The sequence below is a fragment of the Cupriavidus sp. SHE genome, from assembly GCF_000812445.1.
Lineage (GTDB): Bacteria > Pseudomonadota > Gammaproteobacteria > Burkholderiales > Burkholderiaceae > Cupriavidus > Cupriavidus metallidurans.
On record NZ_JWMB01000013.1, the window covers coordinates 43,214 to 56,011 of the forward strand.

At 65.9% G+C, this 12,798-nt stretch carries 10 protein-coding genes; 2 read left to right on the top strand and 8 right to left on the bottom strand.

Annotated elements, in window-relative coordinates; translation table 11 throughout:
• Positions 1-95: 95 nt before the first annotated feature.
• The 3 genes from RN01_RS06730 to RN01_RS06740 all read right to left on the bottom strand — a co-directional run bounded on the left by RN01_RS06730 (position 96) and on the right by RN01_RS06740 (position 2,621).
• Positions 96-722 (bottom strand): DNA-3-methyladenine glycosylase I, encoded by a 627-nt coding sequence (locus RN01_RS06730; protein ID WP_024569537.1) that lies wholly within the window; start codon positions 720-722, stop codon positions 96-98.
• A 195-nt stretch (positions 723-917) separates the two neighbouring features.
• The gene (locus RN01_RS06735) at positions 918-2,228 is read right to left on the bottom strand and encodes an MFS transporter (RefSeq protein ID WP_024569536.1); all 1,311 of its coding nucleotides are present in this window, start codon (positions 2,226-2,228) and stop codon (positions 918-920) included.
• Between the two features lie 105 nt (positions 2,229-2,333).
• Entirely contained in the window at positions 2,334-2,621 is a 288-nt protein-coding gene (locus RN01_RS06740; RefSeq protein WP_369799829.1) for a hypothetical protein, read from the bottom strand.
• Between the two features lie 322 nt (positions 2,622-2,943).
• Between RN01_RS06740 and RN01_RS06745 the strand changes: the two genes are divergently transcribed.
• The gene (locus tag RN01_RS06745; RefSeq protein ID WP_024569534.1) at positions 2,944-3,825 is read left to right on the top strand and encodes a class III extradiol ring-cleavage dioxygenase; all 882 of its coding nucleotides are present in this window, start codon (positions 2,944-2,946) and stop codon (positions 3,823-3,825) included.
• 17 nt (positions 3,826-3,842) lie between these two features.
• On the opposite strand, the gene RN01_RS06750 is transcribed toward RN01_RS06745, so the two are convergent.
• From RN01_RS06750 to RN01_RS06770, 5 genes are all read right to left on the bottom strand, one after another.
• Complete coding sequence (locus RN01_RS06750; protein ID WP_369799828.1) at positions 3,843-5,057, bottom strand: MFS transporter; 1,215 nt, start codon at positions 5,055-5,057, stop codon at positions 3,843-3,845.
• 76 nt (positions 5,058-5,133) lie between these two features.
• Complete coding sequence (locus RN01_RS06755) at positions 5,134-6,387, bottom strand: MFS transporter (protein ID WP_011517834.1); 1,254 nt, start codon at positions 6,385-6,387, stop codon at positions 5,134-5,136.
• A gap of 111 nt (positions 6,388-6,498) precedes the next feature.
• The gene (locus RN01_RS06760) at positions 6,499-6,909 is read right to left on the bottom strand and encodes a VOC family protein (protein WP_017512165.1); all 411 of its coding nucleotides are present in this window, start codon (positions 6,907-6,909) and stop codon (positions 6,499-6,501) included.
• Between the two features lie 33 nt (positions 6,910-6,942).
• A complete protein-coding gene (locus RN01_RS06765; RefSeq protein ID WP_017512166.1) occupies positions 6,943-7,362 on the bottom strand; it encodes a GNAT family acetyltransferase in 420 nt (139 codons plus the stop codon).
• Between the two features lie 125 nt (positions 7,363-7,487).
• Positions 7,488-11,081, bottom strand: coding sequence for an indolepyruvate ferredoxin oxidoreductase family protein (locus RN01_RS06770; protein WP_017512167.1), 3,594 nt, complete (start codon positions 11,079-11,081; stop codon positions 7,488-7,490).
• A 307-nt stretch (positions 11,082-11,388) separates the two neighbouring features.
• Here RN01_RS06770 and RN01_RS06775 point away from each other — a divergent pair, with 307 nt between their 5' ends.
• Positions 11,389-12,693 (top strand): NYN domain-containing protein, encoded by a 1,305-nt coding sequence (locus RN01_RS06775; protein ID WP_017512168.1) that lies wholly within the window; start codon positions 11,389-11,391, stop codon positions 12,691-12,693.
• The last annotated feature ends 105 nt before the right edge of the window (positions 12,694-12,798 follow it).

The window sequence follows — 12,798 nt, forward strand, 5'->3', positions numbered from 1 at the left end:
CGGGTCAGTCTTATCTATTACTACTATCTATGTATACGTAAACAACAATGTAAACAGACATGTATACGTAAACACCCGTATACGTGACCTGCCTATTATTTTGGCACCTTGAACGCTTTGCGCGCGCGCTGTACTTCGGCGCGGGTCCAGCAGCCTTCGCGATGGTCGTTGACCAGCCCCATTGCCTGCATCAGCGCGTACATCGTGGTCGGGCCCACGAACTTCCAGCCACGCTTCTTCAGGTCCTTCGACAACGCCACCGCCTCCGGGCAGGTGGTCATGCCTTGCAGCACCTCAGGCGTGAGCGTCTTGGGCCGGCTCTTCGGGTCGGGCTCGAACTTCCAGAAGTACGCAGCCAGCGACGATTCGGTCTTCAGCAGTTCCTTCGCGCACTGGGCGTTGTTAATCGCGGCTTCGATCTTGCCGCGATGGCGGACGATACTTGCGTCGCCCAGCAGCCTTTCCACGTCGTGCTCGGTGAACCGCGCCACCTTGTTGATCTCGAAATTGGCAAATGCGCTGCGGAACGCCTCGCGCTTGCGGAGGATCGTCAGCCAGCTCAGGCCCGACTGGAAGCCTTCCAGGCAGAGCTTCTCGAACAGCCGCCGGTCGTCGTCGACAGGGAAGCCCCATTCGTGATCGTGGTAGTGGCAGTAATCCTCGAGCGTGCCGCACCAGCCGCAGCGTTCGCGGGGCTGTGGCGCGGATGTCGATCTGGTCATGCTATGGGGCTCCTTGGCGGGCAGGTTGGACGTGCGTCCACGCGATCTTGCGCCTGTTACCCGACGCGGTAAAGGCGCGGCATGGCTGGATTCGGACATGCGATTTGCATCACTGCCTGACGAATCCGGCTGGCGAAAAAAAAGCCAACCCGGAGGTTGGCTTTCTTCTGCTTGCGCAAGCGTAAGCGTAAGCGGTCAGGCGAGCTTCTTGCCGGTACGGTCGTGCATGAACACGAGTGCGACGAAGCTGATGGCCGCAGCGGCGATCACGTAGTAAGCGGGCGCCAGCTTGTTGTGCGTCGATTCGATCAGCCAGGTGACGATCAGCGGCGCGAAGCCGCCGAAGATCGTCACGGCGAAGTTATAGGCCAGCGATAGGCCCGTGGAGCGGACCTCGGTCGGGAACTGCTCGGCCAGCACGGCGGGCGCCGGGCCCGTGAAGGCGGCCAGCAGGATGCCCAGCACGATCTGCACCTGGAGCAGGGTGGCCGTGGTCGGCGAAACGTTGAGCCAGTGGAACAGCGGGTAGGCCAGCACGCCGATAGCCAGCGCCACGACGCCAAGCATCCGCTTGCGGCCCACGCGGTCGGACAGCATGCCCATCAGCGGGCACAGCACCAGGATGATCGCGCCGCAGATCGCGGTGGACTGGAACGTGGCGCCCAGCGGCAGACCAAGTTGCTGCTTGGCGTAGGACGGCATGTAGAACACCAGCACGTAGGTGCAGACGGTCCAGAGGATCGTCACGCCCAGACCGGCCAGCACTTCGCGCGGATGATCGCGCAGCACCTGCGACAGCGGCGAGAACTTCACGTTGCTCGCGCGGCGCTCGGCTTGTCGCGCCTCGAACTCGGGCGGCTCTTCCAGGTGCGAGCGGATATACATGCCCACCGGGCCGATCAGCAGACCGAACAGGAACGGGATGCGCCAGCCCCAGGCATCGATCTGGGCCTGGTCCAGGCCGTTGGTCACCAGCGCGCCCATGGCCGCACCGAGCATGAACGAGATGCCCTGGCTGGCTTGCTGCCAGCTGGCGTACATGCCACGTTCCTCGTCGGGGGCGTGCTCGATCAGGAACGCCGTGGCGCCGCCGACTTCGCCGCCGGCCGAGAAGCCCTGGATCAGGCGCGCCAGCACGATCAGCGCCGGAGCCCACAGGCCGATCGAGTCGTAGGTTGGCGCCAGGCCGATGATCGCCGTGCCCAGCGCCATCATCAGGATGGTCAGGGTCAGCGCCGCCTTGCGGCCCACGCGGTCGGCGTAGACGCCCAGCACGATTGCGCCCACCGGACGCATGAAGAAGCCCACGCCGAACGTGGCCACCGTCAGCAGGAACGACGTCATGTCATTGCCGGTGGGGAAGAACAGCTTGGCGATGATGACTGCGAAGAAGCTGTAGACGGTGAAGTCGAACCATTCCAGGCCGTTGCCGATGGTCGCGGCGATGATCGCGCGGCGTCGGGTGGCCTTGGACAGCTCATTGGCGGATGTAGCGGTGACGGACATGGCGCAAATGATGATGTTGAGAGAACCTTTGGATGCCACTGCAAGCGCGTGCGCTGGCAGTGGCGAAGGCGTCATCTTAAGCGATTCCTTACATCAGCGAAGCCGTCAGCCCGGGCGGTGGCCGTGATGGGGCGTGTGTTGCCCGGCGGCGGGGCGCTCGTCCCCTGCCGGGGCGACCTTGCGGTCCGGAAGGTTGGGTTTCTTGCGTGTGAACCAGAGCCAGACGGCGCTCGCGAGCCAGCCTGTGACGAATACCGTATCGCCCGCATGGTTGAACAGCGCGCTGGCGTAGGGGGTGCTGAAGACACTGGCGAGCGCTTCGGCGGGCAATCGTGCGACGATCCAGAGCAGTACGGCGGGGACGCTGCCGTAAACGCCGGGCTGCCACCACAAGGCATGGGGCAGGGCGTGCAGGGGATCGAAATGCTTGGCCACGGGGTTCTCCAACCGATGCCCGGCACGTTGTCTGGGGCGCAGGGGCATCGTGTTCCCCATCATAGGCCGATTCGGCTTGCGCCTGTCGGCGGTGCGGCCGGATCCCCTATGTGCTGTGTGCGTTATCCAACGCTCGCGCGCGGCGTGCGGATGGTCGGCGCAGGTCTTGTTGAAGTTTTTTGCACGAGGTGTCCGTAATTGGCCTGCGTCAGCGCCAGCTTTCTTTGCCAGACTTGAGGCATCGCACAAATTCGCTGAACGGCGACTCGCCATGAACACCATGCTTCCCGTCCTCTACGTGTCCCACGGATCCCCCATGCTCGCGATCGACCCAGGTCCGACCGGCGCCGCCTTCGACGCGCTCGGCGTCCGCCTGCGCGCGCTCAAGCCCAAGGCCGTGCTGGTGATTTCCGCGCACTGGATCTACAGCACGCTGGCAGTCAGCACGCGCAGCCAGCAGGAGGCATGGCACGACTTCGGCGGCTTTCCGCGCGAGCTCTACACGCTGCGTTATGACGCGCAGGGTTCGCCCGAGCTTGCCGGCCGCGTGAAGGCGCTGGTCGAAGCGGCTCAGATCCCGGGTGCCGGGTTTGTCTGCGAGGATGAAGAGCGTCCGCTCGATCACGGCGCCTGGATGCCGCTGCGTCACTTCTTCCCGGATGCCGACGTCCCCGTGGTCCAGCTCGCGTTCAACCCGTACCTGCCGCCGGCCACACAGATCGAGATCGGCCGCGCGCTGGCGCCGCTGCGCGAGGAAGGCGTGCTCGTGATCGGTTCGGGCAGCTTCACGCACAACCTGCGCGAAGTGTTTGGGGCGGGCGAACGCAAGGCGCAGCACGGCCCGGAGACCGAGCCGTACGTCGATGCCTTCCGCGACTGGATGAGCGGCGCGCTGGACGAGGCGCTGGCCACCGGCGACGTCAGCCGCATCGCGGACTATCGTGCCCAGGCACCGTTCGCCCGTCGCGCGCATCCGACGGACGAGCACCTGTTGCCGTTCTACGTGGCGCTGGGCGCCGCGATCGGTCCAGCCTCCGTGGCCGCAGGGCCGGCGCGGGTGGACCGCGTGGCCGATGAGGTCACCTATGGCGTGCTGGCGATGGACACGTTCGTCTTCGATGGCATCGGCACAGGTCATGCGCCGTTGTCGAAGGCGGCCTGAGCCTGCCGGGTGTCGAATCAGGTGATGAGATAGCGGCGTGCCGCCTTCGCGCCGAACAGGGCGATGTAGCCCATCGTTAGCGCCACCACGGTGATGCCGATACGCAGGTCCGAGAGGTGCGCGACGCCGCCGATCAGCACGGGCCCGAGCAGCAGGCCCACATAGGCGAAGCGCGCTACGCGCGCGATTGCCTCCGCCGCGGCCACGCCGGGCAGGCGCGACGCGGCGGCGAAGAAGATCGGCACCATGTTCGCGGCGCCGAGCCCCATCAGCCCGAAGCCGATCAACGCGGCCAGCGGCAACGGCACGGCGATGGCCAGCACGATGCCGGCAAAGCCAAGCCAGGCGCTGCCGGTCAGCGTCCGCGCGTCGCCGAAACGGGCACGCAGGCGGTCACCGCCGAAGCGGCCGCAGGCCATGCCTCCCGAGAACGCCGCATACCCGAAGCTGATCCAGCCCAGCGGTGCCACGACCACGTCGCGCATGTAGACGCTGGTCCAGTCGTACATCGCCCCTTCGCCTACCAGCCCCAGGAACGCCATCAGGCCCAGCAGCCATAACGCGCGCGACGCGTGTTCGCGGTGATGGTCGGCGGTGGGCAGCACCGGATGATCGGCCAGCAGCCCCGGCGTCATGCCGATTGCCACGCCCGCCGTCAGTGAGGCGATCAGCGCCGCGTGCACCAGCGGTGGCACGCCAAGCGACAGCATGAGCCCGCCGAACGCCGCGCCGATCATCCCACCCAGGCTGAACATGCCGTGCAGCGCGGACATCACCGGACGTGTGCGGCTGGCCTCCACAATCGCGGCCTGCGCGTTCATACCGACGTCAAACGCGGCGTTGGCCATGCCGAATATCAGCAACGTGGGCAGCAGCAGGGCAAAGCTCGGCATGGCGATGATCGCCAGCGTGAGCAGCGCGAAGGCGACGCCGCCGATCATCGAGGCGCGCGCGCTGCCGAGCCGGGCCACCCAGCGGCCCACCGGGCCCATGGCGACGATGGCGCCAGCGGCCACGGCCAGCATGGCGAACGACAGCATGGCATCGGACAGGCCGAAGCGTGCCTTGATCGTAGGGATGTGGACGCCCCAGGTGGCAAATGTGGCGCCGTTGGCAAAGAACAGCGCCATGGTGCCGCGTGTGGCACGGGAGACTGCCGAGGGCGACGGGGGCGGAGCGGTTTCGGTACGGGCGGGTGATTCGATCGAGTATTCGGACATCAGGTCGGACATCAGGTACTACCAGACAGCAAGGAGACAACAAAGCGACAACAAAGCCATGACATGAGGCAATAACGCTGCGACGTCGCTACGCGGGGGCCGCGCCGGCACGCAGCAGGCCACGCTGATGCAGCGCGAACGCAAAGGCGGCCAGCGCGCCGATGGATAGCGCCACCATGACCCACAGCATCAGCCAGTAGCCGCCGGCGGCACGCCAGAGCAGGGCGCCGAACCACGGCGCGGCGGCCTGCATCAGCAACACAGGGGTCATCATTAACCCATTCAGCGTTGCATAGTGATGACGCGAGATCAGTTCGGGCATGGCCATCGCGCGCAGCATCGTGTTGACGCCGTTGGCGCAGCCATAGCAGATCGCCGCGAACATCAGCCAGTAGCCGTTGCCCAGCGCCAGACAGGCCAGCCCGATGGTCATCACGATGTAGACCGGCATCGACAGCCGCACCGGGTGATCGATCGGCAGCCGCGCCATGGCGAGCCGTCCGGCCACCTGCGCGGGCCCGATCAGCGCGGCCACGATCAATTGCTGCGCGACGGGCATCCCCTTCTCCGTCAGCATCGGAATCAGGTGGGCGCCGAGTAGCGAGGCGATCACCGCCGTGGCTGTGAATGCCAGCACAACACACCAGAATACCGGCTGGCGCAGCGTTGCGCGGGCGATGCCGGAGGACGCCGCGCCAGCCAGCGGGGTGCCGCTGTGGGTGGCGGCATGGGCGTAGCTGGGATGCACGGCGTAGCGCAGCCGCGCGTGCAAGGGTGCGCAGACGAACAGGTTCAGCGCGGCAAAGACGACCAGCGTCTCGCGCCAGCCCAGATGGAGCACCAGCCACTGCGCCAGCGGGATGAAGATCGTGCTGGCGAAGCCCGCAAGCAGCGTCACATGGACGATCGGCTTCTGGTAGCCGTCCCCCCAGGCCTGACGCAGGACCACGAAAGCCGGCTCATACAGCGTCGATGCCATGGCCAGCCCGAGCGGAATCCACATCAGCAGGAATACCGCCGGCGACGGGCACCACGCCCAGAGCAGCAGTCCGATGGCGGCCAGCACCGAGCCCGTGCCCATGACCTTGCGTGCCGGCACGCGGTCCAGCAGCCGGCCCACTGCGAACGAGCACATCGCCCAGACCAGCAGCCCCAGCGAGAATCCGCCCGCAAGGAACGGTTTGCCGTACCCGAGGGACTGGCGCATCGGTTCGATGAACACGGTGAACGCGAAATACAGCGTCCCCCAACTGATGATCTCGGTGATGCCGAGCGTCCAGACGATCTGGCGGGGTGGCAGTGCCGGGCCACCGGCAGGATGGGGGACGGAAGGAGCGTTCATGGCGCGCCCGACGCAGATTTGGGGGCGCGCCGGTGGCGAAGCTTGATCGATGAAGCGAAGATTGTATCGGTCCGCCCGTGCCAGCGGGAAGCCACTTTCCGTGGGGATCCCTTAGTCCGGCGTCGCCGGACCTTTCAGCTCGACGGTATTGCCGTCCGGGTCCTTCACGTAGATCGACGGCCCGCGGCCCTCTGCGCCAAACCGCTGTTCGACCGGGCTGGCATCAATATGATGAATATTCAGATGCATAAAAATGGCCTGTTCATCGAACGGATCGATGCGAAGGCAGAAGTGATCGAGGTTGCGGCCCTCCGGGCCGGGTCCGGCCCCGCCAGCCTGCCCGAGCGGGCCATCGAGCGAAATCAGATCGATCAGTCCGCCGCCGGCGCGCAACTGGGTCAGGCCGAAGGCGGGCTGCTCGCGCTCGATGGTGCAGCCAAGCACGTCAACGTAGAAGCGCACGAGGCGGGGGACGTCGGCGGTGCGCAGCACCAGATGGTCGATACCGCGGATCTTCAGCATGGCGGGTTGCGCTGACCGGAGGGTCACCGGGAATCATTGATCGGGGATCAGCCGCTTGCCCAAGCTGACCGCGGCGTCACGGGTGTAGCCAAGCTCGTTGTAGAACGCCAGCACGGCGTCGTTGCCTTCGCGCACCAGCAGGTTGATCTTCGGGCAGCCGCGCTCGACCAGCAGCGCCTCGGCGTGTGCCATCAGCATACGCCCATAGCCACGGCCCTGATGGGCGGGGTCCACGGCCAGGTAGTAGACCCAACCGCGATGCCCGTCGAACCCAACCATGGCCGACGCACGCACATGTCCGTCCACATCGCCGATCAGGAACATCTCCGGCTGCTCGGTCATCTTGCGGGCGATGTCGCGATGCGGATCGTTCCACGGGCGTGTCAGCCCGCAGGCTTTCCACAGGGCGATGACATCGGCTTCGTCGGTCGGGTTGTAGGGGCGGATTTGCATGGGAACGTCGGGCGTGTGTCGGCCTGCCAGTGTAGCGCCGGCCACGCTATGACACGCCAAGACACGCCCCAGAAGTAAAAACGGCGCGGGATTCACTCCCGCGCCGCCGTTCTGCTTCGCCGCGATCAGGCTGCCTGCTGCCCCGCCTGCGGATTGCGGAACTGGGCGAGCAGCTTTTCCCACCGGCCGCGCGCCGCCTTGAGGTTGTTTTCCTTCACATGACCGAACCCGCGAATATCGTCGGGCACGTTCGCCAGCGCCACCGCCGTATCGTGGTTGGCCGCGCTCAGACCCTTCGACAGCTCGTCGAGCAGCGAACGATACTCGCCGATCAGCGCGCGTTCCGTGCGACGCTCCTCGGTCTTGCCGAAGATGTCGAGCGGTCCGCCGCGCAGGCCCTTGAGCTTGGCCAACATACGGAACAGCGTCATGGTCGACGGGCCGAAGCGGCGCTTGACCAGATGACCCTTGTCATCGCGCTTGGCCGTGGTCGGCGGCGCGAGCCAGAAGTTCAGCTGATAGTCACGGCCCGGCTCGCCTTCGAACTGCGCGCGCAGCTTGTCCAGGAAGATGGGGTCGGTGTACAGGCGCGCCACTTCATACTCGTCCTTGTACGCCATCAGCTTGGCCAGGTTGCGTGCCGCGGCTTCCGTCAGCGGCAGCGGCTTGCCTGCGCCCACCAGCGCGCTTTCCGCCGCGCGCACGCGATTCACCGCGTCGCGATACTGCTCGGCGTAGGCCGCGTTCTGGTACTTCGTCAGCAGGTCGACGCGATTGGCGATCAGCTTCTCCAGCAGCGCGCCCGACGACGTCGGCAGCTTCACCACATCCGCGCCTTCCGTCTGCGTCTTGAGCTTGCCGGTAAGCGACAGCACGTGATCGGGGTCGTGCGCCATGTGGCGGCCCCAGTCGAATGCGGCCTTGTTCTTGTCGATCGAGACACCGTTCAGTTCGATCGCACGCACCAGCGCTTCGAGCGACAGCGGAATCCAGCCCTTCTGCCACGCGTAGCCCAGCACCAGCGGGTTCGTGTAGATCGCGTCACCAAGCAGCGCCACGGCCAGCGCGCTGGCATTGATGAAGTCGCAGGCCTCGCCGACCGCATTGCGGATGTCCTGCTCGGCGGACAGGCCCGGGAACTGCCACTTCGGGTCCTTGATGAACGCGGCGGTCGGGGTTTGCGCCGTGTTGACCACGGCACGCGTGCGGCCCGTCTGCGTCTTCGAGATGACCTCGTCGGTGGCCGACACGATGGCGTCGCAACCGATCACGAGATCGGCCTCGCCCATCGCGATGCGCGTGGCGTGCAGGTCATCCGGCTTGGCCGCGATCTGCACATGCGACAGCACGGCGCCACCTTTCTGCGCCAGGCCGGCCATGTCGAGCACCGTCACTCCCTTGTTCTCCAGGTGCGCCGCCATGCCGAGCAGGCCGCCGATCGTCACCACGCCGGTACCGCCCACGCCGGTCACGAGGATGCCGTACGAACGGCGCATCGTCGGCAGCACGGGTTCGGGCAGCGCGGGCAGTCCTCCCATCGACATGCCAGTGGCCTGAGGCTTGCGCACCTGCGCGCCTTCGGCCGTGACAAAGCTCGGGCAGAAGCCGTTCACGCACGAGAAGTCCTTGTTGCACGACGACTGGTTGATCTGGCGCTTGGTGCCGAGTTCGGTCTCCAGCGGTTCCACCGAGAGGCAGTTCGACTTGACCGAGCAGTCGCCGCAGCCTTCGCACACGGCGTCGTTGATGAACGCGCGGCGTGCCGGATCAGGGAACGTGCCGCGCTTGCGGCGGCGACGCTTCTCCGTGGCGCAGGTCTGGTCGTAGATCAGGATCGTGCAGCCAGGCACCTCGCGCAGTTCGCGCTGGATGTTGTCGAGTTCCTCGCGTGGATGCACGGTCAGCCCCTCGGGCAGCTTGATCGCGCTGTTGTACTTCTCGGGCTGGTCCGTGACGATGACGATCTTCTTCGCGCCCTCGGCGGCCACCTGGAAAGCGATGTCCTGCACCGAAAGCTGACCGTCGACGGGTTGGCCGCCGGTCATCGCCACCGCGTCGTTGTAGAGGATCTTGTAGGTGATGTTCACGCCGGCCGAGATCGACGCGCGGATCGCCAGCAGGCCGGAGTGGAAGTACGTGCCGTCGCCCAGATTGGCGAACACGTGGTTATCGCCGGCAAACGGCGCCTGGCCGATCCACGCCACGCCTTCGCCGCCCATCTGGCTGAACGTGCTGGTATTGCGGTCCATCCAGACCGTCATGTAGTGGCAGCCGATGCCGGCCAGCGCGCGCGAACCCTCGGGCACGTTGGTCGACGTGTTGTGCGGACAGCCCGAGCAGAACCACGGCTTGCGCTCGGCGGTGACGCGCGGCGTGGCCAGCGCTTTTTCCTTCGCCTGGATCAGGGCCAGCCGCGCCTCGATGCGCGCACGGATGTCGCTGGGCAGGTCGAACTTCTCGAGTCGCGTGGCGATGGCCTTGGCGATGATCGCCGGGGACAACTCGTAGTGCGCCGGCAGCAGCCAGTTGTTCTGCGGGATCGACCATTCGCCGCCCGCGTTGTCCTTTTCGTCGAACTTGCCGTAGACCTTGGGACGCACGTCGTCGCGCCAGTTGTACAGCTCTTCCTTGAGCGCGTACTCCATGATCTGGCGCTTTTCTTCGACGACCAGGATTTCATGCAGGCCCTCGGCGAACGCACGCGCGCCATGCGCTTCGAGCGGCCACACGCAGCCCACCTTGTAGAGCCGGATGCCGATGCGGGCGCAGGTCTCGTCGTCCAGCCCCAGGTCGGACAGTGCCTGGCGCGTGTCGAGATAGGCCTTGCCAGCGGTCATGATGCCGAAGCGCGCGTGCGGCGAATCGATCTCGATGCGGTCGATCTTGTTGGCGCGCACATAGGCCAGCCCCGCGTACCACTTGTAGTCGAGCAGGCGGGCTTCCTGTTCCAGCGGCGGGTCTGGCCAGCGGATATTCAGGCCGCCCTGGGGCAGCGCGAAGTCATCGGGCAGAACGATCCGCACGCGGTGCGGGTCGAGTTCAACCGATGCCGAAGATTCCACCACATCGGTCACGCACTTCATGGCCACCCACAGACCCGAGTAGCGGCTCATCGCCCAGCCATGCAGGCCGTAATCCAGGTACTCCTGCACATTCGACGGGTAGAGCACGGGCAGGCCGCAGGCCTTGAAGATGTGTTCGGACTGGTGCGCCAGCGTGGAGGACTTGGCCGAGTGATCGTCACCGGCCAGCACCAGCACGCCGCCATGCCGGCTGGAGCCGGCCGAGTTGGCGTGCTTGAAGACGTCGCCGGTGCGGTCGACACCCGGACCCTTGCCGTACCACATGCCGAACACGCCATCGAACTTGGCGTCCGGATACATGTTGACCTGCTGCGATCCCCAGACGGAGGTGGCGGCAAGGTCTTCGTTCAGGCCGGCCTGGAACACGACGTTGTGCGCCGCAAGGTGCTTCTTGGCTTTCCAGAGCGACTGGTCGAGCGCGCCGAGCGGGGAGCCGCGGTAGCCGGAGATGAAGCCTGCGGTATTCAGGCCGGAGGCGCGGTCGCGTTCCTGCTGCAGCATCGGAAGACGTACTAGTGCCTGCGTGCCGCTGATGTAGATGCGGCCGCGTTCCAGCGTGTACTTGTCTTCGAGGGAAACGTTTTCGAGCGCGCGACGGATGGCGTCGCTGACCGGAGGGGTCAGTGGGGCATTCATTTGTGCTCCTCTAGGGGCATGCTGTCGGGATCACCGACACATCAGTTGTGGGCAGCCGTTCGCAGTCTCTTTTGGAGCCATTGGACGGCCGTGTCTCTGCGCGGCATGGTAGCACCGGCGTGCAGGCCGCGGTACCGTGCGATGCAGCATAAATCGCGCCCGGGACCCCCGTGATTTCCCGTATACGCATACGCCACACGTGTACACTGCGGTGCATCCAAACGGCGCACGCGCGAGCCACGATGTAGACCGCGCGCCACCACGGCGTATCCTGTCGTGGTGCAACCCGCCCCATCCAACTCCGACCATGACCAATACTCCTCGCCAGGGCGCGACCCTGGCCGTGCTGATCGATGCCGACAACGCGGCGCCTGCCATCGTCGAAGGCCTGCTGGCCGAAGTGGCCAAGTACGGCGTTGCCGCCGTCAAGCGTATCTACGGCGACTGGACGCGTCCTAACCTGTCGGGCTGGAAGGACCGCCTGCTGGCGCACTCGATCCAGCCGATCCAGCAGTTCCGCTACACCGTGGGCAAGAACGCCACCGACAGCGCGATGATCATCGACGCGATGGACCTGCTCTACACGGGCCGCTTCGACGGGTTCTGCATCGTCTCCAGCGATAGCGATTTCACCCGCCTGGCATCGCGCATCCGCGAACAGGGCCTGACCGTCTACGGTTTCGGCGAACGCAAGACGCCGAAACCGTTCGTGACGGCGTGCGACAAGTTCATCTACTCCGATGTGCTGCGCGCGGAAGCCGATTCGGATTCCGACTCCGAGACCGGGAGCGCGCCGGCACGCAAGCGCACGACCCAGGAACTGCGCCAGGATTCGCGCCTGGTACGGCTGCTGCAGAGCGCGTCGCAGGCCGTGTCCGACGAGGATGGCTGGTCCACGCTCGGTGGCATCGGCAACTACATCGCCAAGCAGGCCCCGGAATTCGATTCGCGTAACTATGGCTACGGCAAGCTTTCGGAGCTGGTGACGGCGACGAACCTGTTCGAGGTGGAAACGCGCAATGGCGGCAATAACAAGACCCTCTGGGTGCGGCTGAAGAAGCGCAACAAGGGTGAGGGTGGCGGGCAGCCGCAGCCGGCGCAACCGCAGCAACCGCAGCAACCGCAGCAGCAGGCGCAGTCGTCCCAGCCGTCCCAGTCGCAGCAGCCATCGCAGCAAGCCCAGCCACAGCAGCAGCGTCCGGCCCCGGCACCCGCACGACCGGTACCGCCCGCGCCCGAACCCGTGGCAGTCGTCGTACCGGCAATCGAGCCCGCTCGAGTGACGGAAGAGGAAGATGACGACGACGCAGCCGGTTCCGCCTCAACGCTGATTCAGGAGGCCGTGGAGGTCTCCACCGAGAGGCCGAAGGCGGGCGGCAAGCGCGGCAAGCGTCCCGATGTCACGCTGAGCGATACCCCGTGGCCGATCGACCAGTCGGTGTTCTCGGCGCCCGGCGCGACTGTGCTGTCGGCACAGGTAGACGTGCCCGAGGAGACGAAGGCGGAAGCGCCTGCGGAGGAAGCCAAGAAGCCGGCGAAGAAGAAGCCTGCGGCAAAGAAGGCCGCACCGCGCAAGCGGGCGCCGGCGAAGAAGGCGGCTGCGGCGGAGTAAGCGTCGTCGTGGTCTGACGTCGCTGCCCTCTCCTGCGTGCGGGAGAGGACGAGAACCTCGTGCAGATTCAACGCAATCGGTTTGTTCCTCTCTCCCTTGTGCGGG

Excerpts from the sequence above, each read along its gene's own strand:
- RN01_RS06750 (WP_369799828.1), bottom strand. The coding sequence starts at position 5,057 with ATGTCCGACCTGATGTCCGAATACTCGATCGAATCACCCGCCCGTACC.
- RN01_RS06775 (WP_017512168.1), top strand. The coding sequence starts at position 11,389 with ATGACCAATACTCCTCGCCAGGGCGCGACCCTGGCCGTGCTGATCGAT.
- RN01_RS06770 (WP_017512167.1), bottom strand. The coding sequence starts at position 11,081 with ATGAATGCCCCACTGACCCCTCCGGTCAGCGACGCCATCCGTCGCGCG.
- RN01_RS06760 (WP_017512165.1), bottom strand. The coding sequence starts at position 6,909 with ATGCTGAAGATCCGCGGTATCGACCATCTGGTGCTGCGCACCGCCGAC.
- RN01_RS06765 (WP_017512166.1), bottom strand. The coding sequence starts at position 7,362 with ATGCAAATCCGCCCCTACAACCCGACCGACGAAGCCGATGTCATCGCC.
- RN01_RS06745 (WP_024569534.1), top strand. The coding sequence starts at position 2,944 with ATGCTTCCCGTCCTCTACGTGTCCCACGGATCCCCCATGCTCGCGATC.
- RN01_RS06755 (WP_011517834.1), bottom strand. The coding sequence starts at position 6,387 with ATGAACGCTCCTTCCGTCCCCCATCCTGCCGGTGGCCCGGCACTGCCA.
- RN01_RS06730 (WP_024569537.1), bottom strand. The coding sequence starts at position 722 with ATGACCAGATCGACATCCGCGCCACAGCCCCGCGAACGCTGCGGCTGG.
- RN01_RS06735 (WP_024569536.1), bottom strand. The coding sequence starts at position 2,228 with ATGTCCGTCACCGCTACATCCGCCAATGAGCTGTCCAAGGCCACCCGA.